The organism is Streptomyces phaeofaciens (genome assembly GCF_014648915.1).
Lineage (GTDB): Bacteria > Actinomycetota > Actinomycetes > Streptomycetales > Streptomycetaceae > Streptomyces > Streptomyces phaeofaciens.
This window is the reverse complement of sequence record NZ_BMSA01000022.1, coordinates 46,207-68,832: the sequence shown is the minus strand read 5'-3', so window position 1 is coordinate 68,832 and position 22,626 is coordinate 46,207. Positions and strand designations below refer to the sequence as shown.

Here is a 22,626-nt window from a genome sequence, read left to right as displayed (position 1 = left end):
CGTAGTACCGTCCGTGACAATGGGGATGCACAGAGCCGCAGGACCGTACGGAAGGGACGACGGGGGAACCGTGGAAGGACTGGTGGAGTTCAGGACCGACGACGGGGCCGTGGTCGCCGTCGAAGCGGTCACGGAGGGGCGGCCCGGCTCCCGGCTGGTGGCCCGCGGCGACGGTACGGTCCAGGCGGCCCGTACCTTCGAGGGCGCCCTGGAGAGCGTGCGCACGGCCGCCGAGTCCGCGCTGCGGGTGTTCCGCGACGGCTCGTTACGGCCGGACGGGGTGGAGATCGAGTTCGGGGTGAAACTCTCCGCGGAGACCGGCGCGATCATCGCCAAGGGCACGGCCGAGGGCCATCTCGTGGTGCGGCTGACCTGGTCGCCGTCCGCCGCCGCGCCCGGCACCGCACCCGCCGCGGCCGCCCCCGCCGCCGTACCCGCCCCGGCCGTACCCGCCGCTCAGGGGCCGGGGCCCGCAGCCGCGTCATGATCAGCGCCGAGTGGCACGCCCGGATCGAGACCGCCGGCCGGATCGCCGGGGCGGGCTTCCTCATCACCCCGCGCAAGGTGCTGACCTGCGCCCATGTGGTGAGCGGAGCCCCGCAGGACACGCTGACGGTCACCTTCCCCGAGCGCCCCGGCTGCGACGCCGTACCGGCCCGGGTGGTCGCCGACGGCGGCTGGCGCGGCGGTGTCACCGACCCGGGCGACCTCGCCGTCCTGGAGCTCGCCCGGGAGGTGCCGATCGCCCCGGCCGCGCTCGCGCCCGTCGACGCGGCGCACACCGACCGTCCCGACCGGCCCCGCAAACTCCTCGTCTACGGCTTCCCGGTCGGCTTCGACGAGGGCACCCTCGCCGAGTACCGGATCACCGCCACCCAGCTGCTCAGCCGCGAGTGGATCCAGCTGGAGGCCTGGCAGCCCGGCGGCCGGCCGCTCGCCCCCGGGTTCAGCGGCGCCGCGGTCACCCTGGTCGACACCGGCGAGGTGGTCGGCATGGTCACGGCGGCGGCCGGCGACCCCGGGGTGAACAACGGGCGGATGATGCCCACCGAGGTCATGGCCCGGCACTGGCCCGGCCTGGAGGGCCTGGTCCCCACCTCCGACCACCGCTCGGCCGACCGCGCCCGGCTGCGCGGCCTCGTCGAGCGCGCCGTGCACGCCGGCCTGGACTGCGACCCCGTACGCCTCTACGGCGCCGCCGCCGGGCCCCTGGACCCGCCCGCGCCCGAGGAGGGGTTCGACTCGCTGTGGTCGGCGGCCCTGTTCGTGCTCTGCGAGATCGACGGGGCGGACGCGGCGGCGACCGTCGCCCGGTTCGCGGACCGGCTCCAGGCGCTGCTCCACGCGCCCGCCGAGGCGGCGCCCGCCCCCGACTGGTCGCCGATCCTGGTCGACCTCCAGCACAGCGGCGCGGGCGACGGGCAGGTCCGCGTCGAGGTGTCCGCGTACAGCGGCGGGCGCCGGCACCCGGTCGGCTCCGACACCGTCCCGCGGGCCCGGCTGCGGGCCTACGTCCAGGACCGGATCGAGGCCGCCTTCCGCTATCTGACGCCCGGCTCCGACGAGCTGATCGCCTTCGCGCTGCCGCGCGACTGGATCGACCTGCCCGTCGACCGCTGGGCCAGCGCCCCCGACGACGACACCCCGCTCGGCTCGGTGTACCCGCTGGTCGTCACCGACCAGGCCCGGCGCCGGGCCGGCGCCCGGCACCAGCTGACCCGCGCCTGGAGACGCCTGGACTCCGTGCCGGGCGCCCGCGTCCTGCGCGTCGAGTGCGGCAGCCCGGAGGAACCGCCCCGGCTCCGCATGCGGCTGCGCAAGCCCGACGCCTGTCTCGCGGGCTTCGCCACCGCCCCGGCGGCGCCCGGCACCCGCCCGCACTTCGACGTCACGCTCACCGCACCCGCGCCGCTGGTCGTCTGGTCCCGGGGCGGCTGCGCGAACGGCACCGAGGAGGCGTGCGCGGGCGGGGACGGCTGCGCGGGCAAGTCGTTCCTCGACGAGCTGGACGCCTGTGTCGCCGGTGTCCCGCCCGCCGAACTGCCGCGCCGGATCCTGGCGCTGCGCGAGGAGGCGGAGGCGGAGGAGGGCCACTGGGCGCGCGACATCCAGCTGCTGTGGGACGACCCGCGGGTCTTCACCGACCCGCACGGCGCCCCCGCGCCCGCCGCCGCCCACTCCCCCGTGGCCTGACCGGCCCGACCGCCCCACCGCCCGCCAGAGGTTCGGAGAACCATGCCCGACTGGTCCGTCTACACCGGCAACAGTGACAGCGAGCCGCACGACGGCATCGACCGACTGCCCCCGCCGCCGCCCTGGCGGGCGTTCGACGGCGAACCCGTCCTGCCCGCGCCCCGGGACGCCGACGACGGGGCCGCCGTCTCCCCCGACCGCGTGCACCGCGCCAGGACGTACGTCGCCACCCCGGAGAGCGTGCAACTGGTCAACGCGGCGCTCGTGCTGCGCCGCCCGCTGCTGGTCACCGGCCCGCCCGGCACCGGCAAGTCCTCCCTGGCGTACGCCGTCGCCCGCGAGCTGGGCCTGGGCCCGGTCCTGCGCTGGAACATCACCAGCCGCTCCACCCTGGCCGACGGGCTCTACCAGTACGACCCGCTGTCCCGCCTCTACGCCGCCCGCCAGGCGGCCCGGACCGGGACGGACACCGGCCTGCGGGGCGGCGTCGAGGACCATCTGCGGCTCGGCCCGCTCGGCACCGCCCTGCTCCCCCACGAACGCCCGCGCGCCCTGCTGGTCGACGAGATCGACAAGAGCGACCTCGACCTGCCCAACGACCTGCTGAACGTGCTGGAGGAGGGCCAGTACGAGATCCCCGAACTCATGCGCGCCGCCCGCCACTCGGCCGACGGCACCACCGCCGAGGTCCTCGCCGACGGCACCGACACCCCGGTCACCGTCACCCGGGGCCGGGTCCGCTGCCGTGCCTTCCCGTTCGTCGTCCTCACCAGCAACGGCGAGCGCGAGTTCCCGCCCGCGTTCCTGCGCCGCTGCGTCCGCCTCAAGCTGCGCCGCCCCGACCGCGAGCAGCTCACCGACATCGTCCGCGCCCATCTCGACACCCCGGCCGGCGAGGCGGAACACCTCATCGGGCGCTTCCTCGCCCGTGCCGCCGACGGCGAACTCGCCACCGACCAGCTGCTCAACGCCCTCTACCTGACCGGGGTCGCCGGTCTCGACGCGGACTCCCGCGACGCGCTGGCCGAGCAGCTGATGCCGTATCTGAGCGCGACGGCGGACGGCGACGGCTTCTGATGGCCACGGAGGGGACCGGGGCCGGTGACAGCGCCGCACTGGAGCGGCTGACCGCCCTGCTGGCGGCCGCGACGGACACCCCGCCGACGGCACGCGAACTGGCGGAACTGCTGTGGCTGGCGGGCCTGTCGGAGGACCGGGAGGAGACGCCTCCCGAGGGGCGTACGGAGCCGGCGGCGGCGACGCCGCGCCCGGCCGTTCCCGAGGCGCCGCCCGCCGCGCCCCGCACACCGCCCGCCGCGCCCGCGGACCGCGTCCCGCTCCACCTGCCGGCGCGCACCGAGCCCGGCACGGGCCACGGGGAGTCAGGCGCCGGTGCCGGTTCTCCGCTCCTCGCACCCGCGCCCCCCATGCTGCCCCGCCCGCTCGCCCTCCAGCGGGCCCTGCGTCCGCTGAAGCGCACGGTGCCGTCGGCGCGCGCCCGGCTCCTGGACGAGCGGGCGACCGCCGACCGCATCGCCCGGCTGGGCGCGCATCCCGACGTCTGGCTGCCCGTGTTCCGCCCGGCCCACGACCGCTGGCTGCGGCTCAACCTGGTCCACGACACGGGCCCGACCATGCCCGTCTGGCGCCCCCTGATCCGTGAACTGCACACCGTGCTGGCCCAGTCGGGCGTCTTCCGCACCGTCACCCTGCACACGGCGACACCCGACGGCCGGGCACGGCACGTCCCCGACCCGGCGGACGGCCGCACCCTCACGCTGGTCGTCAGCGACTGCACGGGCCCGCAGTGGCGCGCCGGCCCCGCGGGCACCCGCTGGTACGGCACCCTGCGGCACTGGGCGGCCCGGATGCCGCTGGCCGTCGTCCAGCCGCTGCCGGAACACCTGTGGACCACGACGGCGCTGCCGGCGCTGCCGGGCGTGCTGCTGGCCCCCGGGGCGGCGGCCCCGCTCTCCACCCTGACGTTCACCCCGTACGACCCGGAGGCCGCGCCGGCGCCGCCCGGTGCGCTCCCGCTGCCCGTGCTGGAGCCGGGGGCGCCGTGGCTGGCCAACTGGGCGGCGCTGGTGGCGCTGCCGGGCGGCGGCCGTGCTCCGGGCGCGGCGGCCTGGCTGCCGCCCGCGCCGGCCCCGGCGCCGCCCGGTGCCCCGGCCGCGCTCCCGGCCCAGGACCTGGTGCTGCGCTTCCGGGCGACGGCGTCCCCGGAGGCGTTCCGGCTCGCCGGACACCTGGCCCTCGCCCTGCCCTCCGTCCCGGTGATGCGGCTCGTGCAGCGTGCCGTGGAACGCGATCCGCGTCCGCAGCATCTCGCCGAGGTCATCCTCAGCGGCATGCTCACGGCGGTCCCCGGCCCGCCCGGCTCGTACGACTTCCGTCCCGGCGTCCGCGAACTCCTCCTGCGCACACTGCCCCGCACGGCCCGCGGCCGCACCCGTGAACTCCTCGACCGGGTGGGCGGCCTGATCGACGCCCGCGCGGGCCTGACGGCGGGCGAGTTCCGCGCGGAGCCGGGCGGCGGCGGGGGCGAGGAACGCGGCCCGGCCTTCGCGACGGTGAGCGAGGAGACCGTACGAAGGCTGGGCGGCGCACCGGAGCCGGACCCGCAACTGTTCGCGGGGCGCTACCGGCTGCTGACGCGGCGCGGGCCCGGACACCGGGTGTGGCAGGCGCTGGACGTGCGCACCGACGAGCCCGTGGTCGTCCACCTGTACCCGGAGCAGCCGGCGCCGCAGGAACGGTTCCTGCGGGAGGCTAAGGCGCTGGCCGGTATCGACGATCCGCATGTGGTGCGGGTGCTGGACCACGGCGTGGCGGGCGACACCCCGTATCTGGTCGCCGAGTTCATGGACGGGGTGACGCTGAACGAGCTGCTCGACGGAAGCGGACCCGGCGTGTCCGTGCCGGTGTTCGTCCAGCTGGCCACGGGCGTCGACGCCGGGCTGCGGGCCCTGCACCTGCGGGAGTTGGTGCGCGGCCAGGACGGCGAGGACGGCCTGCTGCTGCGGCCGGACGGCACCGTCGTCCTCAGCCGGTTCGCGCTGGGCCGAAGGTCCCGGAACCGGAGTGCGGCGGCCGACCGGGACACCCTCCGCCGGCTGCTGAACCGGCTGGCCGTCAGGCTGCCGGGGACGGGTGCGAAGGTCCGCGAGACGCTGGTCGAGCAGGGCGGCCTGAACACCGGACTGCTGGCGGACCACGACCCCGGCCCCCTGCGCGTCCGGATGCTCGGCCCCCTGCGCGTCGGGCGCGCCGAGGAGTCCCTGCCCCTGCCCTCCCCGCAGGCCCAGGCCCTGCTGTGCATGCTGGTCCACCGGCCCGGCCGCCGTATGACCTACGACCAACTGGCCACCGGCCTCGGGGAACAGCCGCACGACCCCGAGTCCGCCCACCTCGTCGACCTGTCGGCCGGGGAACTGGCCGACCTGCTGGGCCCCGGCACCGTGGCGTCCCTGTCCGACGGCTACGCCCTGCACGCGCCCGGCATCCAGATCGACGCCGTCGCCTGCGAGGAGGCCCTCGCCCAGGGCAGGCCGTCCGAGGCCCTCGGCCTCTTCCACGGCGACCCCCTCGACGGCGTCCCCGGCCCCGCCGCCGAGGCGACCCGCGCCCGGCTGCGCGATCTCCGGGACCGTCTCGAGGCCGACCGCCCCGCCGCCCCCGCACCGGCCCCCGCCCTGCTCTTCGAGACCGCCACCGACCTCACCGCCCGTCCCGAGTCCCGGATCACCCTCGAGTACGCCGTCCACGAGGTCCTCACCCGGGGCGATCTCACGCCGCAGCAGTACGAGACGCGGGTCCGCAGGGACGGGTACGTCGTCGAGTTCGCCCCCGACGCCTATCTCCTGCCGGTGCTGGCGGCGGCCCTGCGCTGGCTGCCCGGCCCGCTGGCCGCACTGGCCGATCCGCCGCGGCTGCGGGTGACGTTCCGGGACGGCTCCGGCACCTTCGCCGACCCCCCCGAGAGCCCCGCGCCCGTCCTGCTCACCGTCCCGCCCGCCCTCTTCGAGGCCTTCGCCGGCAGTTCCGCCGCCGCGGGACCGCACCGCTTCCACCCGCTGTACGGCGACGGCCCGGACGCCCCGCCCGTCGCCTGGTACTGCCCGCTGCCGCCCACGCCGGCGGCGGACCGTGATCTGGTCCGCGGGCCCCTGATCACCCGGGACCTGCGTCAGCTCGGTGTGCCCGCGCCCGGCCGGACGGCGCTCGTGCACACCCGGCCCGACGTCCCGCTCACGCTCCTCGACCCGGCCCAGCCGTACGGCGGCGGCCCGCACCGCCCGGCCAGCTACTACGAGGTCGACCTCACCCCGCACCACGCGGTCCACCGGATCTCCCTGCCCAGCTCCGGCAAGGGCGCGTTCACGGCCGCCGTGGAGCTGACCTGGCGGGTCGCCGACCCGGTGGCGTTCGTGCGGGCGGAGGTCACCGGGGTGGCGGCACGGCTGCTGGCCCATGTGGCGGAGGCCGGTGCGCGGATCACCCGGCACCACTCCCCGCGCCGCCCGGCGGGCGCGCAGCGGGCCGTCAACGCCCAGCTGGGCCGCTGGCCGGTCCCGGGTGTCGAGGTGACGTGCACGGCCACGCTCGCGCCGGAGCACGCCCCGCCGCCGGAGGTCCCCCGGCCGGGCGCCGCCGCCCGCCCGCTGTCGGAGCTGCTGGCCGACGCGGAGACCGTCCTGCTCGGCTTCGACGGCCCGCTGACCCGGCTGTTCCCGGCGACGGCCGCCCGGGAGGCCGCCCTGGACCTGCTGGCGCTGGTCGCCGAGCACCGCGACCCCGAGGAATCCCTGGCCGGCCGTCCGGCGGGCGACCGGAACGCGGCGCGGGAGCTGTTCGTGCACCCGCTGGACGTGCTGCGGGCCTTCGCCCACGACCGGCTCGGCCCGCTGCTGCGGGACCGGCTCGACGGCCTGGAGCTGCGCGCCGTACCGGACGCCCCGGCCACCCATCACTCCGCCGCCCTGGTCCGCGCGCTGCACGGCTCCGGGCGCCGGGTCGGGGTCGTCACGGATGTGGGCGAGCGGGCCGTCCACCGGTATCTGGAGTCCTACCGGCTGCCGCTGCTCGCCGGGACGCACGGCCGCGCCGACGACCTCGCCCGGCTGATGCCGGACCCGGACTGTCTGCTGCGCGCCCTGCGCCCGCACGGCACCCCGGCCCGCACCGGCGTCCTGATCGGTTCCACGCTGGCCGAGTTGACCGCCGCCCAGCAGGTGGGGCTGCGGTTCATCGGTCTGGCCCGCAATCCCACGGTCGGACAGCGGCTGCGTGAGGCGGGCTGCGAGCTCACCGTGTCGTCGCTCACGCCCGTACTGGAGTCGGCCCGCGCGCTCTAGATCGTGTCCGGCCCAGGCCTGCGGCGGTCCGGCCCAGGCCTGCGGCGCGGGTCGGCGGGCGGGCCCCTCTAGCACCTCCGCCCGCCCTTTATCCGGAGCACATCTCGGACATGCGGCAGAAGAACCCCCATTCGGCCGCTCCCCGCCCGGCCCACCTGAAAAGGCGGCCCCCTCCCCGCCCCCGCACGATGCGAAGGAGGCCGACCGCCCGGCGGCCCCACCGGCACGAGGCCCGCCCGCCCGGCGGCCGCCACGGTCTGCGCTCTCGGGAGGACCTGCCATGACCGCCAGTCTGGACCAGCTGCGCCGCTGCCACTTCGCCGTCGACCTCGGTGCGGCGCGGACCCGGGTGTTCGTGAAGGGGGCCGGGCTCCTCGTCGACCAGCCGTCCGTCGCCGCCGTGAACACCCGTACCGGGGCGCTGATCGCGGTCGGTGAGTTCGCCGAGAAGATGACCGGCCGCACCCCGCACTACATCCGCGTGATGCGCCCGGTCTCCGGCGGCACGGTCGTCGACATCGACATGGCCCAGCGCATGCTGCGCCATCTGCTCGGCGACAAGATCCGCCGCCAGCTGCGCCGCAAGCCGTTCCTGCGCGCCGCCGCCTGCACCCCGCACGACGCCGGCCCGCTCGCCCAGCGCGCGACGATCGAGACGCTGGTCGGCCTGGGCGCCCGGCGGGTGGAACTCGTCGACACCCTGATCGCCGCCGCCGTCGGCTGCGGACTGCCCGTGGAGCAGCCGGAAGCCACCATGGTCATGGTGTGCGGGGCGGCCGCGACCCAGGTCGCCGTGCTCTCCCTGGGGTCGATCGTGACCGCCGAGCGCGTCCCGGTCGGCGGGGAGGCGGTGGACCACGCGATCGTCCAGCATCTGCGGCACGAGCACGAGCTGATGCTGCCCAGCCAGTCGGTTCGGCCGCTCCAGCTCGCCCTCTCCGGCAACGGCCTCACCCCGTACGGCCCGGATGTCACCGAGATCCACGGGCGGGACGTGGCCACCGGTCTGGCCCGTTCGGTCCGGGTCGACACGGCGGCCGTGCGGGACGCCATCGAGACGCCGCTCACGGCCGTGCTGGACGGCATCGGGCGGGTGCTGCGGGACTGCCCGCCGGACCTGGTCGCCGACCTCGCCGACCGGGGGATCATGATGGTCGGCGGCTCCGCGCTGCTGCCCGGCTTCGACCACATGCTGCGTCAGGCCACCGGTATGCCGGTGCACATCGCCGAGCGGCCCGACATCTGCGCCGCCCAGGGCCTGGGCGCCATGCTGGAGGGCAGGATCGCCCCCCTGATCCTGAACCCGCTGGCCACCTGAGCCCGTCGGCCGGCGGCGGGGGCTTTTGCCCGCTCCGGGGGCGGCGGCGGCCGGTCCAGGCCGCCCCGCCGCCGTCCCGACACGGTCCCGCCGCCCGCCCGCCGCCGTCCCGCGATGCGCAACTGCCCCTCGGCCCCCGAACGTTACGTGCCCGAAACCTTGACGATCACCTGGCCGGGTGCCACGATTCCGGCGCCGCCATGTTTACGTAAACATCAGCCACCGCGGGGCGCGATGTTTACGCAAACATCGTTTCCGAAAGGGCACGTCGATGCGCAAGACCCCCACCCGAGCCTCCTCCGTCTCCCCCCGGCTGCGCGCCGCGCTCGTCGCGGTCGCCGTCGCCGCGATCAGCGGCAGCACGCTCGCCGCCACCCCCGCGACCGCCTCCCCGGCCGCGGCCGCCCCGGCCCTCGACCCGACCTCGTTCAAGGGCGTCAACTGGGCCGATCCGCGGGACAACTTCGCCGACGACCTCCTCCAGCTGTCCGGTCTGTCGACCTCCGACACCTACCGGCAGACCTACACCAAGGCCGACCGGATCATCTCGGCGTTCCGCGCGAACCTCGGCGCCGACACGGTCCGGCTGCCCATCAACCCGTACACGGTCGACGGCACGTACTGGAAGTCGTACCGCGCGGTCGTCGACGCGGCCTCCGACCGGGGCTTCAAGGTCATCCTGTCCTACTGGGAGGGCACCGGCGCCCGCAAGGACGGCTTCATCGACGACGAGGCCGCCTACTGGCCGATGTGGGACACCGTCGTGAAGGCGTACAAGAACGACCGGCACGTCTACTTCGAGCCGATGAACGAACCGCACGGCTACACGGACACCGAGTGGGCCGACATCGCCGCGAAGTGGCTGTCGACGTACCCGAAGGTCCCGCGCGACCGGGTCTTCGTCAGCGGCGCCGGCTACAACGACCACGTCACCTCGGTCTGCGCCGACCCCCGCCTGAAGGGCACCTACCTGTCCCTGCACCACTACGGCTTCTGGAAGTCGTACGCCACCTACGACGAGTGGGTGGCCGACCTCAAGGTCCGCATCGGCGACTGCGCCGGCCGGACCGTCGCGGACGAGTTCGGCGCGCCGATGACGACCGGCCTGGACTACAACGTGAAGACGCCGGACGACAACTACGTCAACTACGTCCAGGCCGTCACCGACACCTTCCGCGAGCTGAAGATGGGCTCGGTGTACTGGCCGGGGCTGCGCACCGACGACACGTACTCGCTCCAGAAGCTCGTCGGCGACCCGGACCGCCCCTGGCTGGCCACCACCAACCGATCCGGTGCCGACCGCCTCGCCTGGGCCTGGGGCCGCGGCCGGCCGGTCGCGGACTGACCCGCCCGCCGTCCGCCCGCCGAGGCCCCGCCCACCGGGCGGACGGGGCCTCGGCGCCGGCCGGGCAACGCCCCATCGACCACCCACTCGACCGAGGCACAGGTTCCGCAACCATGACGAACGTACGGATCGGCGTGATGTACGACCGCGACTGGGACCCGCAGGGGCTGCCCGGGTTCGCGCGGGCCGCCGAGGCCCTCGGGGCGGACGACCTGTGGGTGGTGGAGGACCTCGGCTGGAACGCCGGGGTGTCGGCCGCCGCCGTGGCCCTGGGCGCGACCGCGCGCCTGCGGGTCGGCATCGGCATCGCCCCCGCCCCGCTGCGCAGCCCCGCGCTGCTGGCCATGGAACTGGCCACCCTGGCACGGGTGTTCCCGGGCCGGCTGGTGGCCGGAATCGGACACGGGGTACAGGAGTGGATGGCCCAGGCGGGCGTCGCGGCCCGCTCCCCGCTGGCCCTGCTGGAGGAGACGATCACCTCCGTGCGGGCGCTGCTGCGCGGGGAACGCGTGGAGCTGGCGGGACGTGAAGTACGCCTGGACGGCGTGCGGTTGGTGCATCCGCCGGCCGACGTCCCGCCCGTGATCGCGGGCGTGGTGCGCCCCCGTTCGCTGGAACTGTCCGGCCGGGTCGCCGACGGCACCCTGATCGCCGAGGGCCACGGCCCTCGCGACCTGGAGCATGTACGCGCCCTCACCACCAAGGGCGGCGCGGGCCCCGGCCACACCCTGACGGTGTTCGCCTTCGCCCGCGTCGGCGACGACCCGGACGAGGTGTCCCGCTCCCTCGCCCCCCACACCGAGGGCCACGGCGCCTGGCTGGGCCGGCCGCGGGAGGAGGTCTTCACCGTCTCCGGCGACGCGGCAGGGGCAGCGGCCCGGGATCGGCGACCTGGCGGCGGCCGGCGCGGACACCGTCGTCCTGCGGATCGTGGGCGCGGAGCCGCTGCGGCAACTGGCCGCCGTACTTCAGGCGTCGGGCCGAGGGCCGGACGCTCAGTAGGGCAGCAGCCGTCCCGACGGGGTCCGGCGGTCGATCGGCATGTCGCGGGGGGCCGCGGGCCGGCGGATGACGCGAACGCGGGTCTGTCGGTTCATGACGCCCTCCTGGGTGCATCGGGACTCGTCGTCGGGATGCCTCGTCTCGGGAGGACGCCCCTCCCGACGGTCCCTTACCCAGCTCACCACCGAGGCATGCCCACGTCAGTGAATATGCCTGGCGGAAAGGCCGGTGCCGGGCCCCGCCGCTCAGCTCCCCCGGGCCAGCAGCAGGGCCCCGCCGGCCAGCAGGAAGGCGCCTCCCACGACGGCGACCGCGGCGACCACGGCGAGCACCGCGGGTCTCAGGATCAGCTGGGGGGACGGCCCGGCGGACGCGGTGAGCTGCCGGCGGCGCAGCGCGAGCACCCGGAGCCCCGCGTAGAGGCTCACGAGCCCCAGGATCAGGTAGTACATGTCGGTCCGCCCTCCAGGCCGTCGCACGAGAACGCCGACAGTCTGCGCTGCCGATCTCCCGCCGCACGCCAACGACCGGTCAGCGGCGCGCAGAACCACTCCATCGATCCGCTCCGGGGCCCACGGCCTACGACGGCTGCCAGTGGTACCGCCGCTCGGGCCGCCCCGCCTGCCCGTACCGCAGGGTCACCACCGCCCGGCCGGTGACCGTCAGATGCTCCAGGTAACGGCGGGCGCTGACGCGGGAGATGCCGACCCGCAGCGCGCACTCGGCCGCGGACAGGGTGCCGTCGGCCGTGCGCAGGGCGCGTTCGACCAGCTCCGAGGTTTCCACGCTCATGCCCTTCGGGAGCGTGGGCGCCGCCGCCGGGGCCGCGACCCGGCCGAGCGCCCGGTCGACGTCGGCCTGGCCGCGGACCGTCCCGGCGGCCAGGTCGCCGCGCCGGGAGCTGTAGCGCTCCAGCCGCTCCCTGAGGTCCGCGGCGTCGAAGGGCTTCAGCAGATAGTCGACGACGCCCTGCCGGACGGCGCCCCGTACCGCCTCCGCCTCCCGGGCGGCGCTGATCACCATGACGTCGCAGTCGTGTCCCGCGGTCCGCAGCCGGGGGACGACGTCCAGGCCGAACATGTCCGGCAGATAGAGGTCCAGCAGGACCAGGTCGGGCTGGAGTTCGGCGGCGGCGGTCAGCGCCTGCTCGCCGCAGTTCGCCGTGCCGACGACCCGGAAGCCGTCGACGCTGTCGACGAACCCGCGGTGGATCCGCGCCACCATGAAGTCGTCCTCCACCACGAGCACGTCGATCATCGGACTCCCTCCGGCTCCCGGCCGGTCAGCCGGCCCACGGACATCCAGGCGATGAACATGGCGCCTTCCTGCGTGTTGGACACCGACACCTCGCCACCTCGGCGGGTGCACACCAGCCGGGTGAGCGCGAGCCCGATCCCCCGGTCGCCGCCCTGCGCGGCCTTGGTGGTGAAGCCGTGCAGGAACACCTCCTGCGCCAGCTCCGGGGCCACCCCCGGCCCCGAGTCCCGGACGACGATCTCCACGCTGGAGGCGTCCTGGCGCAGTTCGACCTCCACCCAGGCCTCGTCGTGGTCGCCGGCGGCCGTCGCGGCCGCATCGAGGGCGTTGTCGACGAGGTTGCCGAGCACGGTCGCCACGTCCGCGGAGTCGGTGGGCTCCAGCTTGTCCAGGGCCGTGCGGTCGGAGATCCGCAGCCGGACCTTGCGCTCCGCCGCGAGCGCCGACTTCGCCATGAGCAGGGCGGCGACGGCCCGGTCCCGGACCCGGCTGGTGAGGGTCAGGTCGAGCGACTCCCGGTGCCGGCGCAGGGCGCGGACGTACCGGACGACCTCGTCGTGCTCGCCGATCTGGATGAGCCCGGAGATGGTGTGCAGCTGGTTGGAGAACTCGTGGGCCTGGGCGCGCAGCAGCTCGGTGCTGCTGCGGAAGGAGCCCAGCTCGCGCTCCAGCTGGGCGAGTTCGGTGCGGTCCCGGAGGGTGGTGACCGAGCCGAGGCGGCGGCCGTCCTTGGTGACGTCCATGCGGTTCATCACCAGCACCCGGCCCCGGCGCAGCACCACCTCGTCGCGGCGTTCCGCGCCGGTGCCGGCCAGGACGTCGTAGAGCCTGCCCTCGATGCCCAGGTCGGCGAGGCTGCTGCCGACGCAGTCCTCGGGGAGGTCGAGCAGGCCGCGGCCGACCTCGTTGACCAGGGTGAGCCGCAGCTGCGGGTCGAGGGCGACCACCCCCTCGGCGAGGCCGAAGAGCATGGCCTCGCGGTGCTCGGCGAGGCCGGCGATCTCACGCGGTTCCAGGCCGAGGGTCTGGCGCTTGATCCGCCGGGCCAGCAGCCAGGAGCCGGCCACCCCGAGGACGCTCGCGATGCCGAGGTAGGCGAGCAGATAGGACGAGGCCCCGCCGAGGCGCTGCCAGACCGTCGGGGAGACCCGGCCGATCATGACCGTGCCGAGATGGTCGCCGAGGTGGTCCGGGTCGGCGCCGAGCACCGGGACCTGGGCCACCAGCTCGCGCACCCCGTCCACGGCCAGCTCCCCCGACCAGCCGCGCCCCTGGGCCGCCTCGGGCCCGGCGACCGGCAGCCGGGCGCCGACCAGGGTGGGGTCGGTGGCGGCGACGATCTCGCCGTACGCGTCGGCGACCGTGACGGAGGAGACGTTCGACTGGGTCCGCCGGGTCTGGAGCAGCGGCGCGAGGGTCTCGGCGGGCGCGGGGCTGACGAGCTGGCTGCGCAACAGGGGATTTCCGGCCAGCTCCTCGGCCAGGGCGGTGACCCGGCGTCCCTCGACCCGGTCGAAGGTCGCCTTCGACTGCGCCAGCGAGACCGCGGCGACCGCGACCAGCACGACCACCACGATGGCGAGCTGGAGTACCAGCAGCTCACCGGCGAGCGTGGGGCGGCGGGACGTCACGACCACAATGAACTCAACCTTCAATGGTCACACAAGGCAGACGGGGTGTCCGAGGGATCGCACAATCATGGCGCCGGACCCGCCCAAGCGAAAGAGATGAGCCATGAGATCTCGCAGAGCCGCGTTTCTCTCCGCTCTTGCCACCGTGTCGTTGCTCGCCGTCAGTGCCTGCGGCGCCACCGCGGACAAGGAGGACGCCGCAAGCGGCGGCGACAAGCCCGTCAGCGGTCTGCGGCTGATGGTGCCCAACACCCCGGGCAGCGGATACGACACCACCGCCCGGACCGTCGCCCAGGTCATGCAGGACTCCGAGGTGGCCTCCGGGGTCCAGGTGTACAACCTGCCCGGCGCCGGCGGCACCGTGGGCCTGCAGCGCCTGGTGAACGAGGACGGCAACGGAAAGCTGGCCATGCAGATGGGCCTGGGTGTCGTCGGTGCCGCCTACACCTCGAAGTCGTCCGCCAAGCTGACCCACACCACGCCGATCGCCAAGCTGATCGAGGAGGCCGGCGCGATCGTCGTCTCCAAGGACTCCCCGTACAAGACGATCGGCGACCTGGTCACCGCGTGGAAGAACGACCCGAAGAAGGTGGCCGTGGGCGGCGGCTCCTCGCCGGGCGGCCCCGACCACCTGCTGCCGATGCAGCTGGCGCAGGCCGTGGGCATCGAGCCGAAGCAGGTCAACTACGTCGGCTACGACGGCGGCGGCGAGCTGCTGCCCGCCATCCTCGGCAACAAGATCGCCTTCGGGGCCAGCGGGTTCGGCGAGTTCCTCGACCAGATCGAGGCCGGCCAGGTCCGGGTCCTCGCGGTGACCAGCGAGAAGCCGATCGAGGCGGTCGCGGACGCCCCCACCCTCAAGGATTCCGGTATCGACCTGGTCTTCACCAACTGGCGCGGGATCGTGGCCCCTCCGGGGATCAGCGACGCGCAGAAGAAGACCTGGATCGACGCCATGACGAAGATGCACGACTCCGAGCAGTGGAAGGCCGAGCTGACCAAGCGCGGCTGGACCGACGCCTTCGTCACCGGTGACGACTTCGGCACCTACCTGAAGAACCAGGACAAGTCCGTCGCCAGCCTGCTGACCGAGCTCGGGCTGGCATGAGCTCCGCGACGGACGAGCTGACCACGCGGGAGACCCGTCCGCCCCGGGGCGGGGACCGCGCACAGTACGGCATGTGCGCGTTCCTCGCCCTGCTGGGCACGGCGGTGATCGTGGACGGCCTCGGCATCCCGCACATCACCAGCGGCACCGACCCGGTCGGACCGCGCGCGGTGCCGCTGGCCCTGGGCGTCCTGCTGGTGGTGGTCGCCGCCCTGTACGCCGTCGACGTGGCCCGCGGCGGCCGCGGCGAGCCGGAGGCCGGCGAGGACGTCGACCTCTCCCAGGGCAGCGACTGGCGCACGGTACTGCTGCTGACCGGCGCGTTCGTGGTGAACGCGGTGCTGATCGAGCCGCTCGGCTGGGTGATCAGCGGAACCCTGCTGTTCTGGGGAACGGCCTTCGCCCTCGGCAACCGGCACTACGTACGCAATCTGCTGATCGCGGTGACGCTGTCCCTCGCCACGTTCTACGCCTTCGCGATCGGGCTCGGTGTGAACCTCCCGGCCGGTGTCCTGCAAGGAATCCTGTGATGGACAACCTGAACAACCTCATGCAGGGCTTCGCGGACGTCGTCGCCCCCATGAACCTGCTGCTGGCGCTGGTCGGCGTCGTCATCGGCACCGCCGTCGGCGTCCTGCCGGGCATCGGCCCGGCGATGACCGTGGCCCTGCTGCTCCCGGTCACCTACGGCATGGAGCCGGTCCAGGCGTTCATCATGTTCGCCGGCATCTTCTACGGCGGCATGTACGGCGGCTCGACCACCTCCATCCTGCTGAACACCCCCGGGGAGTCGTCCTCGGTGGTGACGGCCATCGAGGGCAACAAGATGGCCAAGGCGGGCCGGGCCTCGCAGGCCCTGGCCACCGCCGCGATCGGCTCGTTCGTGGCGGGCACCATCGGCACCCTGCTGCTGGTCCTGGTGACCCCGTTCGTGGTCGACTTCGCGGTCAGCCTGGGCGCGCCCGACTACTTCGCGCTGATGCTGCTGTCGTTCGTCGCGGTCACGTCCGTCCTGGGCGCCTCCCGCCTGCGCGGCCTGGTCTCCCTGCTGCTCGGCCTGACCGTCGGCCTGGTGGGCATCGACGCGGTGTCCGGGCAGCAGCGGCTGACCCTGGGCATACCCCAGCTCGCCGACGGGATCGACGTGGTCGTCGTCGCCGTGGGCATCTTCGCCGTCGGCGAGGCGCTGTGGGTGGCCGCGCATCTGCGGCGCAGACCCGCCGAGATCATCCCGGTCGGCCGGCCCTGGCTGGGAAAGAGCGACTGGAAGCGGTCGTGGAAGCCCTGGCTGCGGGGCACGCTGTTCGGCTTCCCGTTCGGCGCACTGCCGGCCGGCGGCGCCGAGATCCCCACCTTCCTGTCGTACGCGACCGAGAAGCGGCTGACCAAGCACCCCGAGGAGTTCGGCAAGGGCGCCATCGAGGGCGTCGCGGGCCCGGAGGCCGCGAACAACGCCTCCGCCGCGGGCACCCTGGTCCCGATGCTGGCCATCGGCCTGCCGACCAACGCGACCGCCGCGGTGATGCTCGCCGCCTTCCAGTCGTACGGCATCCAGCCCGGCCCGCTGCTGTTCGCGCGCGAGTCGAGCCTGGTGTGGGTGCTGATCGCCAGCCTGTTCGTCGGCAACCTGCTGCTGCTCCTGCTGAACCTGCCGCTCGCGCCGGCCTGGGCGAAGCTGCTGCGGATCCCGCGCCCCTATCTGTACGCGGGGATCCTGTTCTTCGCCTCGATGGGCGCCTACGCCGTCAACGCACAGCCCCTGGACCTGTTCCTGCTGCTGATCCTGGGCCTCCTCGGCTTCGCGATGCGCCGGTTCGGACTGCCGGTGCTGCCGCTGATCGTCGGCGTCATCCTGGGCCCGCGCGCCGAACTCCAGGGCCGGCGCTCGCTGCAACTGTCCGGCGGCGAGCTGTCGGGCCTGGTGGGCGGGCCGGTGTCCTACGCCGTCTACACGGTGATCGCCCTGGTGCTCCTCTGGCCGCTGGTCCGGCGGTTCGTCCCCCGTCCCCTGTCCCGAGAGGGAGTCCGAGCATGACCGTCCTGGTGGGATACGTCCCCTCGCCCGAGGGTGAGGCGGCACTGCGCGCCGGAATCGACGAGGCCCGGCTGCGCGGGGAGAAGCTGCTGGTGCTGAACACCTCGCGCGGCGACGCCTTGGTGGACCCGCGGTTCGCGCAGGAGCCCGAGCTGGCCCATGTCCGCGAGGACCTGGCCGCCCTCGGCGTCGACTTCGACGTCCGGCAGGTGCTCGGCGGCGACGCGGCCGAGGAGATCGTCGCCCTGGCCGAGCGGGCCGAGGTGTCCCTGGTGGTGATCGGGCTCCGGCGGCGGAGCGCGGTCGGCAAACTGATCATGGGCTCCGCCGCACAGCAGATCCTGCTGGACGCCGGCTGCCCGGTCCTCGCGGTGAAGGCGGCGGCATGATCCTCAAGACCTTCGGCTGGTCGTTGGCCGTCACGGCGCTCGGGCTCGCCTTCGCGGCCTGGCAGTGGGGGTGGGAGGCCTTCGGGATCGTCCTGATCCTCTGTGTCCTGGAGATCTCGCTGTCCTTCGACAACGCGGTCGTCAACGCCGGGATCCTGAAGAAGATGAACGCCTTCTGGCAGCGGATCTTCCTCACCCTCGGCATCCTGGTCGCGGTGTTCGGCATGCGGCTCGTCTTCCCGGTCGTGATCGTCGCGATCAGCGCCGAGGTCGGCCCCGTCGAGGCGGTCCGGCTGGCCCTCGACGAACCGGGGCGGTACGAGGACCTGGTCACCGACGCCCACCCGGCGATCGCGGCCTTCGGCGGCATGTTCCTGCTGATGATCTTCCTCGACTTCGTCTTCGAGGACCGGGACATCAAGTGGCTGGCCTGGCTGGAACGCCCGCTGGCCAGGCTCGGCAAGGTCGACATGCTGTCCGTCTGCGTCGCCCTGGCGGCCCTGCTGATCACGGCGACGACCTTCGCGGCCCAGGCGCACGTCAGCACGGGCCACGCGGACAGGTCCGCGACGGTGCTGCTCTCCGGGATCGCCGGGCTCATCACCTATCTCGTGGTCGGCGGCCTCTCCGGCTACTTCGAGGACCGGCTCGAGGACGAGGAGGAACACGAGCACGCGGAGGAGGAGAAGGCCCGCGCCGAGGGCCGGCCGGTCTCGGTGGCCGCCCTCGCCGGCAAGGCCGCGTTCTTCCTCTTCCTCTATCTGGAGGTCCTGGACGCGTCCTTCTCCTTCGACGGCGTGATCGGCGCCTTCGCCATCACCAACCACATCTTCTGGATGGCCCTCGGCCTCGGTATCGGCGCCATGTACGTCCGCTCGCTCACGGTCTACCTGGTCCGCCAGGGCACCCTGGACGACTACGTCTACCTGGAGCACGGCGCCCACTACGCGATCGGCGCCCTCGCCGGGATCCTCCTGGTCACCGTCCAGCACCAGATCGACGAGATCGTCACCGGCCTGATCGGAGTGGTGCTGATCGCGGCGTCCTTCCTGTCGTCGGTCCGCCGCAACAGGGCGCTCGCGGCAGCGGACCCGGAGGGGCCGCAAGGCGCGGGGGACGACCCGCGGGACACCGCCTCGGACTCCAAGGCCGAGGTCACGTCGGGCGCGTGACGGACGGCGGTGCCGGGCCGGGTGGGCCGGTCCGGCACCGGGCGGGGAGCGGGCCCGGTCCGGCCGGGGCCCGACCGGGCCCGCTCCCCGTCAGTACCGCACCGGAAGCTCCCGCAGGCCGCGGGACCGCATCGAGGGCCGCCAGAGCAGGGCGTCCGGGGCGACGTCGAGGGCGAGCCGGGGGAAGCGCTCCAGGAGTGCGGCCAGGGCGATCTCGGTCTCCAGGCGGGCGAGCGGTGCGCCCAGGCAGTAGTGGATGCCGTGGCCCAGGGCGAGATGGCCGCTCGCGTCGCGGCCGAGGTCGAACCGGTCGGGGTCGGCGAAGCGGCGCGGGTCGCGGTGGGCGGCGGCCAGGGACAGCAGGACGGTCTCCCCGGCCGGGATGCCGACCCCGCCGACGGTGATGTCCTCGGTGGGGAAACGGCGGATCGCCAGCGGGACGGGGCCGTCGTAGCGGGCCAGCTCCCCCACCGCGTCGCCCAGCCGGCCGGGCTCGGCACGGACCTCGGCCAGCTGCTCGGGGTGGGTGAGCAGGGTCAGGGCGGCGTTGCCGATCAGGTGGACGGTGTTCTCGTACCCGGCGAACAGGACGAGAAAGGCCAGTGACATCAGCTCGTCCTCGCTCAACCGGTCCTCCTCGTCGCGTACGGCGACCAGGTCGGAGAGCAGATCGTCGGCGGGGTCGGCCCGCTTGGACGCGAGGAGAGCGGCCAGATAGCCCAGCAGGGAGCGGACGGCCTCCTTCGCCCGCTGCGGACGGGCGGGATCGGGGGCGACCAGGGCGTCGGTCCACACCCGGAAGTCCGGCCGGTCGCTCTCGGCCACGCCCAGCAGATCGCAGATCACGGTGATCGGCAGCGGGCCGGCGTACGCGGCGATGAGGTCGGCGCGGCCGAGCGGGGCGATGGCGTCCAGCAGCGCGTCGGCGGCCTCGCGGACGGGCTCGCGCAGCAGGGCGATCCGGCGCGGGGTGAACGCCTTCACCACCAGCCGCCGGATACGGGTGTGGTCCGGCGGGTCCATGTTCAGCAGGTTCGCGTCCAGCGCGGGCGGCAGCGCGAGCCCGTGGTAGCCGCCGGGCTTCGCGTGGCGCTTGTCGAGGGCGAGCCGGGGGTCGGCGAGGGCCTGGCGGACGTCGTCGTAGCGGGTGACCAGCCAGGCCGGGAGACCATCCGTTCCGGTGATGCGGTGGACGGGTCCCGCCTCGCGGAGCCGCGCGTACACCGCGTACGGGTCCGCGAGCAGCTCGGCGGGGTCAACGGCGGTCTGCGGTGCGGGTGTTGTGGGGGACATGGGCTCCACCCTAGACACCCGCGGCCGCCGCGCCGCACCCCTCGCCCGGGGAGGCGCCACGGGTCCGGGCGGCCGCCGCCGTGCCGTTGCGCGGTGAAGGATGCGGGCCGTGACGGAACACCGCGACAGCCGCTTCGACGGCATGGCCCTGTACGACCTCCAGCACGTCCGCGACGCCCTGGCCCCGCTGCTGGACCGCCCCGCCCCGCCCACCCCGGCCGACCTCGAACCGTACGACCAGCTGCACTACCTCGGCCACCGGGCACTCGACCACGCCGTCACGCGGCTGGGCGCCGGGCCCGGCGCGGAGGTCGTGGACATCGGCGCGGGGCTCGGCGGGCCCGCCCGCTATCTCGCCGAGCGGTACGGCTGCCGGGTCACGGCGGTCGAACTCCAGCCGGAACTGCACCGGTTGAGCGAGGAGCTCACCTCGCTGTGCGGGCTGTCGGAGCGCGTCCGGGCCGTCCGGGCGGACGCCCTGACCCTGGGCGGCACGGGCTGGTCCGAGAGCTACGACCATCTGATCTCCCTGCTGGCGATCCTGCACATCCCGGACCGCGCCGGACTCTTCGGCGTCTGCCGGGACCTCCTGCGCCCCGAAGGCACCTTCTACGTCGAGGACTTCTACGCCCGCCGCCCCCTGACCGCCGGGGAGCGGGCCGACCTCGCGGACCTCGTCGCCTGCCCCTACCTCCCGGACGAGACCCGCTACCGCGAGGACCTCGCCGGGTCCGGCCTCATCGACGTGGCCTGGACGGACGCCACCGCCCTGTGGCTGCCCTGGGTCCGCGACCGCGCCGCCGCCTTCCGGCACGACTTCGAGAACCGCGCCCACCTGCACGGCAGGCCCCTCGCCGAGCGTCTGCTGCGGTTCTACGACACCGTGAGCGCCCTCTTCACGACGGGCGCCGTCGGCGGCGTGCGCCTGACGGGACGCCGGGGCTGAGTCGCCGCGGCGGGCGGCACCCGGCGGCCGGGCGTCAGGGCTTGCGGCCGATGAAGGCGAGCAGGCGGGTCTGCACGTCGGAGCTCTCGGGCACGTCGACACGTGGGCCGTAGTGTCCGCTCTTGCGGAGGATCTCGTCGAGCGGCAGCATCCCGTCGAGCATCCGGGCGCACCTGCCGGGATCGAGGCGTTCCTCCTGGCCGGTGGCCCGCGCCAGGTCCCAGGTGTGCAGGAAGACGTCGGACGTGTAGAACTGGTCGACCGCCCGGTCCAGCGGGAGCTGTCCGACGTGCTCGTTCGACAGCGTCCGCTCCGCCGTGGCGGGATCGTCGAGGAGAGCCTGCACCGCGTCGCTGTGCACCGTCCAGGCGGCCACGGGGTCGTCGTCCACCGACGGCCCCTTCGGCAGGTCGACGCCCGCGCCGGCCTTCAGGAAGTCCGGGAACCATTCGACGAGGTGACGCACCACGTCTCGGGCGACCCATCCCTCGCACGGCGCCGGGTCGTCCCATGCCTCCGGACGCGTGCCGCGCACCCGGTCGGTGAATACGCGCGCGACGGTGCGGTGTTCGTCGGCCGCTTCGGTCATGACGTCATCTCCCTGTCGGTGTGTCGGTCGGCGCTGTCGCTCCGGCCGCCGTCGAGCAGCTCGTCGAGCCGCTCGTAGCCTTCGCGGAGGCCGCCTTCCATGCCGCTCGAGATCATCGCGTCGCGGTCCTCGATGGAGCCCATGAGCGACGTGGTGGTGACCCGGGTGCGGCCGCCGAGGTCCTCGAAGACGGCCGTCTCCAGGCTGACGCCGTCGGGGAAGCCCTCGAAGGTGAACGTCTGCACGATGCGCTCGTCGGGGCGCACCTCGTGGAACACGCCGTGGAAGCCGTACTCGGTCCCGTCGTCCTCGCGATGCACGTAGCGATAGGAGCCGCCGCTGCGCGCGTCGTACCGCTCGATCCACATCGTGAGCCGCCGAGGGCCGAGCCACCGGACGACCAGATCGGGGTCGGTGTACGCCCGGAACACCCGCTCCGGCGGAGCGTCGAACTCCCGGGTGATCACGATCGTGGGCAGAGCCGGGTCGGCCACGATCCGCGTCTCGTTGTGGTGCTGCGTGCCGGTGGCGCTCATGACGCCGCCTCCTCCGTCGGGGTTCCCGGTACCGGCTGCTCGTCCATCTGCTCGAGGAGCACGTCGAGACGACGGAAACGGTCCTCCGCCTCTCTCCGGTATCGCTCGATCCACTTCGTCATCAGGTCGAAGACCTCTGCTTCGAGGTGGCAGGGCCGCCGCTGGGCGTCCCTGCTGCGACTCACCAGGCCGGCGTCCTCCAGGACCTTGATGTGCTTGGACACGGCCTGCACCGTGACGTCGTACGGCTCGGCCAGTTCGTTGACCGTGGCGTCCTTGGCGGCGAGCCGGGCCACCATGTCGCGCCGGGTCGGGTCGGCCAGGGCGGCGAACACCTGGGACAGCCGGTCGTCGGCCATCACGCACCTCACATATTCAACCGATTGGTTAAATACCTTAGGCTCGCACTCCGGCGTTGTCAACCAGCGAGTTGAACAACGCGCGGCAGACCACCC

General features: G+C 74.1%; 19 protein-coding genes and 1 pseudogene. 13 read left to right on the top strand and 7 right to left on the bottom strand.

The genetic code is table 11. The features are described 5' to 3' along the window. The first annotated feature begins 82 nt into the window (after window positions 1–82). The 7 genes and pseudogenes from IE275_RS31275 (at window position 83) to IE275_RS31245 (ending at window position 11,215) form a co-directional block, all read left to right on the top strand. Window positions 83–487 carry a CU044_2847 family protein gene (locus IE275_RS31275; RefSeq protein WP_268255308.1) on the top strand — a complete coding sequence of 135 codons (405 nt, stop codon included), beginning with the start codon at window positions 83–85 and terminating at the stop codon, window positions 485–487. Then, window positions 484–2,193: a VMAP-C domain-containing protein gene (locus tag IE275_RS31270; protein WP_189715361.1), complete on the top strand. Its 1,710-nt coding sequence runs from the start codon at window positions 484–486 to the stop codon at window positions 2,191–2,193. The genes IE275_RS31275 and IE275_RS31270 overlap by 4 nt, the downstream gene beginning before the upstream one ends. Before the next feature lie 42 nt (window positions 2,194–2,235). Beyond that, window positions 2,236–3,270: an AAA family ATPase gene (locus IE275_RS31265; RefSeq protein ID WP_189715359.1), complete on the top strand. Its 1,035-nt coding sequence runs from the start codon at window positions 2,236–2,238 to the stop codon at window positions 3,268–3,270. Further along, on the top strand, window positions 3,270–7,550 hold the full coding sequence (locus tag IE275_RS31260) for an SAV_2336 N-terminal domain-related protein (RefSeq protein WP_189715358.1): 4,281 nt from the start codon (window positions 3,270–3,272) through the stop codon (window positions 7,548–7,550). Before IE275_RS31265 ends, IE275_RS31260 begins: the two co-directional genes overlap by 1 nt. Before the next feature lie 280 nt (window positions 7,551–7,830). Further along, on the top strand, window positions 7,831–8,868 hold the full coding sequence (locus tag IE275_RS31255) for a rod shape-determining protein (RefSeq protein ID WP_189715356.1): 1,038 nt from the start codon (window positions 7,831–7,833) through the stop codon (window positions 8,866–8,868). A gap of 271 nt (window positions 8,869–9,139) precedes the next feature. Then, window positions 9,140–10,213 (top strand): glycoside hydrolase family 5 protein, encoded by a 1,074-nt coding sequence (locus IE275_RS31250; protein ID WP_189715354.1) that lies wholly within the window; start codon window positions 9,140–9,142, stop codon window positions 10,211–10,213. A gap of 113 nt (window positions 10,214–10,326) precedes the next feature. After that, a pseudogene (locus tag IE275_RS31245) lies at window positions 10,327–11,215 on the top strand (LLM class flavin-dependent oxidoreductase). 245 nt (window positions 11,216–11,460) lie between these two features. On the opposite strand, the gene IE275_RS31240 reads toward IE275_RS31245, so the two are convergent. From IE275_RS31240 to IE275_RS31230, 3 genes are all read right to left on the bottom strand, one after another. Further along, window positions 11,461–11,667 (bottom strand): hypothetical protein, encoded by a 207-nt coding sequence (locus tag IE275_RS31240; RefSeq protein WP_189715352.1) that lies wholly within the window; start codon window positions 11,665–11,667, stop codon window positions 11,461–11,463. 127 nt (window positions 11,668–11,794) lie between these two features. Next, window positions 11,795–12,472, bottom strand: coding sequence for a response regulator (locus IE275_RS31235; RefSeq protein WP_189715350.1), 678 nt, complete (start codon window positions 12,470–12,472; stop codon window positions 11,795–11,797). Then, a complete protein-coding gene (locus IE275_RS31230) occupies window positions 12,469–14,109 on the bottom strand; it encodes a sensor histidine kinase (RefSeq protein WP_189715348.1) in 1,641 nt (546 codons plus the stop codon). The genes IE275_RS31235 and IE275_RS31230 overlap by 4 nt, the downstream gene beginning before the upstream one ends. Window positions 14,110–14,206: 97 nt before the next feature. On the opposite strand from IE275_RS31230, the gene IE275_RS31225 reads away from it, so the two are divergent. From IE275_RS31225 to IE275_RS31205, 5 genes are read left to right on the top strand one after another with little or no spacing between them, the layout of a single operon-like run. Further along, window positions 14,207–15,211 (top strand): Bug family tripartite tricarboxylate transporter substrate binding protein, encoded by a 1,005-nt coding sequence (locus IE275_RS31225; RefSeq protein ID WP_189715346.1) that lies wholly within the window; start codon window positions 14,207–14,209, stop codon window positions 15,209–15,211. Beyond that, window positions 15,208–15,741, top strand: a complete 534-nt coding sequence (locus IE275_RS31220) for a tripartite tricarboxylate transporter TctB family protein (RefSeq protein ID WP_189715344.1) — start codon at window positions 15,208–15,210, stop codon at window positions 15,739–15,741. The genes IE275_RS31225 and IE275_RS31220 overlap by 4 nt, the downstream gene beginning before the upstream one ends. Continuing rightward, window positions 15,741–17,246 carry a tripartite tricarboxylate transporter permease gene (locus IE275_RS31215; protein ID WP_189715342.1) on the top strand — a complete coding sequence of 502 codons (1,506 nt, stop codon included), beginning with the start codon at window positions 15,741–15,743 and terminating at the stop codon, window positions 17,244–17,246. Before IE275_RS31220 ends, IE275_RS31215 begins: the two co-directional genes overlap by 1 nt. Continuing rightward, entirely contained in the window at window positions 17,243–17,635 is a 393-nt protein-coding gene (locus IE275_RS31210; protein ID WP_189715340.1) for a universal stress protein, read from the top strand. The genes IE275_RS31215 and IE275_RS31210 overlap by 4 nt, the downstream gene beginning before the upstream one ends. Continuing rightward, window positions 17,632–18,807 carry a DUF475 domain-containing protein gene (locus IE275_RS31205; protein WP_189715338.1) on the top strand — a complete coding sequence of 392 codons (1,176 nt, stop codon included), beginning with the start codon at window positions 17,632–17,634 and terminating at the stop codon, window positions 18,805–18,807. The genes IE275_RS31210 and IE275_RS31205 overlap by 4 nt, the downstream gene beginning before the upstream one ends. Window positions 18,808–18,897: 90 nt before the next feature. On the opposite strand, the gene IE275_RS31200 is transcribed toward IE275_RS31205, so the two are convergent. Next, window positions 18,898–20,100 carry a cytochrome P450 family protein gene (locus tag IE275_RS31200; RefSeq protein WP_189715336.1) on the bottom strand — a complete coding sequence of 401 codons (1,203 nt, stop codon included), beginning with the start codon at window positions 20,098–20,100 and terminating at the stop codon, window positions 18,898–18,900. Window positions 20,101–20,209: 109 nt separating this feature from the next. On the opposite strand from IE275_RS31200, the gene IE275_RS31195 reads away from it, so the two are divergent. Then, complete coding sequence (locus tag IE275_RS31195; protein ID WP_189715334.1) at window positions 20,210–21,046, top strand: SAM-dependent methyltransferase; 837 nt, start codon at window positions 20,210–20,212, stop codon at window positions 21,044–21,046. A 34-nt stretch (window positions 21,047–21,080) separates the two neighbouring features. Here the strand turns inward: IE275_RS31195 and IE275_RS31190 are convergent, their stop codons facing one another. From IE275_RS31190 to IE275_RS31180, 3 genes are read right to left on the bottom strand one after another with little or no spacing between them, the layout of a single operon-like run. Beyond that, a complete protein-coding gene (locus tag IE275_RS31190) occupies window positions 21,081–21,635 on the bottom strand; it encodes a TIGR03086 family metal-binding protein (RefSeq protein WP_189715332.1) in 555 nt (184 codons plus the stop codon). Continuing rightward, window positions 21,632–22,171 carry an SRPBCC family protein gene (locus tag IE275_RS31185; RefSeq protein WP_189715330.1) on the bottom strand — a complete coding sequence of 180 codons (540 nt, stop codon included), beginning with the start codon at window positions 22,169–22,171 and terminating at the stop codon, window positions 21,632–21,634. Before IE275_RS31185 ends, IE275_RS31190 begins: the two co-directional genes overlap by 4 nt. After that, complete coding sequence (locus tag IE275_RS31180; protein WP_189715328.1) at window positions 22,168–22,530, bottom strand: ArsR/SmtB family transcription factor; 363 nt, start codon at window positions 22,528–22,530, stop codon at window positions 22,168–22,170. Before IE275_RS31180 ends, IE275_RS31185 begins: the two co-directional genes overlap by 4 nt. Between the last annotated feature and the right edge of the window lie 96 nt (window positions 22,531–22,626).

What these genes read in the sequence shown, in the direction of transcription:
- IE275_RS31270 (WP_189715361.1), top strand. Translation starts at nt 484, where the DNA reads ATGATCAGCGCCGAGTGGCACGCCCGGATCGAGACCGCCGGCCGGATC.
- IE275_RS31265 (WP_189715359.1), top strand. Translation starts at nt 2,236, where the DNA reads ATGCCCGACTGGTCCGTCTACACCGGCAACAGTGACAGCGAGCCGCAC.
- IE275_RS31260 (WP_189715358.1), top strand. Translation starts at nt 3,270, where the DNA reads ATGGCCACGGAGGGGACCGGGGCCGGTGACAGCGCCGCACTGGAGCGG.
- IE275_RS31255 (WP_189715356.1), top strand. Translation starts at nt 7,831, where the DNA reads ATGACCGCCAGTCTGGACCAGCTGCGCCGCTGCCACTTCGCCGTCGAC.
- IE275_RS31250 (WP_189715354.1), top strand. Translation starts at nt 9,140, where the DNA reads ATGCGCAAGACCCCCACCCGAGCCTCCTCCGTCTCCCCCCGGCTGCGC.
- IE275_RS31240 (WP_189715352.1), bottom strand. Translation starts at nt 11,667, where the DNA reads ATGTACTACCTGATCCTGGGGCTCGTGAGCCTCTACGCGGGGCTCCGG.
- IE275_RS31235 (WP_189715350.1), bottom strand. Translation starts at nt 12,472, where the DNA reads ATGATCGACGTGCTCGTGGTGGAGGACGACTTCATGGTGGCGCGGATC.
- IE275_RS31225 (WP_189715346.1), top strand. Translation starts at nt 14,207, where the DNA reads ATGAGATCTCGCAGAGCCGCGTTTCTCTCCGCTCTTGCCACCGTGTCG.
- IE275_RS31220 (WP_189715344.1), top strand. Translation starts at nt 15,208, where the DNA reads ATGAGCTCCGCGACGGACGAGCTGACCACGCGGGAGACCCGTCCGCCC.
- IE275_RS31215 (WP_189715342.1), top strand. Translation starts at nt 15,741, where the DNA reads ATGGACAACCTGAACAACCTCATGCAGGGCTTCGCGGACGTCGTCGCC.
- IE275_RS31210 (WP_189715340.1), top strand. Translation starts at nt 17,243, where the DNA reads ATGACCGTCCTGGTGGGATACGTCCCCTCGCCCGAGGGTGAGGCGGCA.
- IE275_RS31205 (WP_189715338.1), top strand. Translation starts at nt 17,632, where the DNA reads ATGATCCTCAAGACCTTCGGCTGGTCGTTGGCCGTCACGGCGCTCGGG.
- IE275_RS31200 (WP_189715336.1), bottom strand. Translation starts at nt 20,100, where the DNA reads ATGTCCCCCACAACACCCGCACCGCAGACCGCCGTTGACCCCGCCGAG.
- IE275_RS31190 (WP_189715332.1), bottom strand. Translation starts at nt 21,635, where the DNA reads ATGACCGAAGCGGCCGACGAACACCGCACCGTCGCGCGCGTATTCACC.
- IE275_RS31185 (WP_189715330.1), bottom strand. Translation starts at nt 22,171, where the DNA reads ATGAGCGCCACCGGCACGCAGCACCACAACGAGACGCGGATCGTGGCC.
- IE275_RS31180 (WP_189715328.1), bottom strand. Translation starts at nt 22,530, where the DNA reads ATGGCCGACGACCGGCTGTCCCAGGTGTTCGCCGCCCTGGCCGACCCG.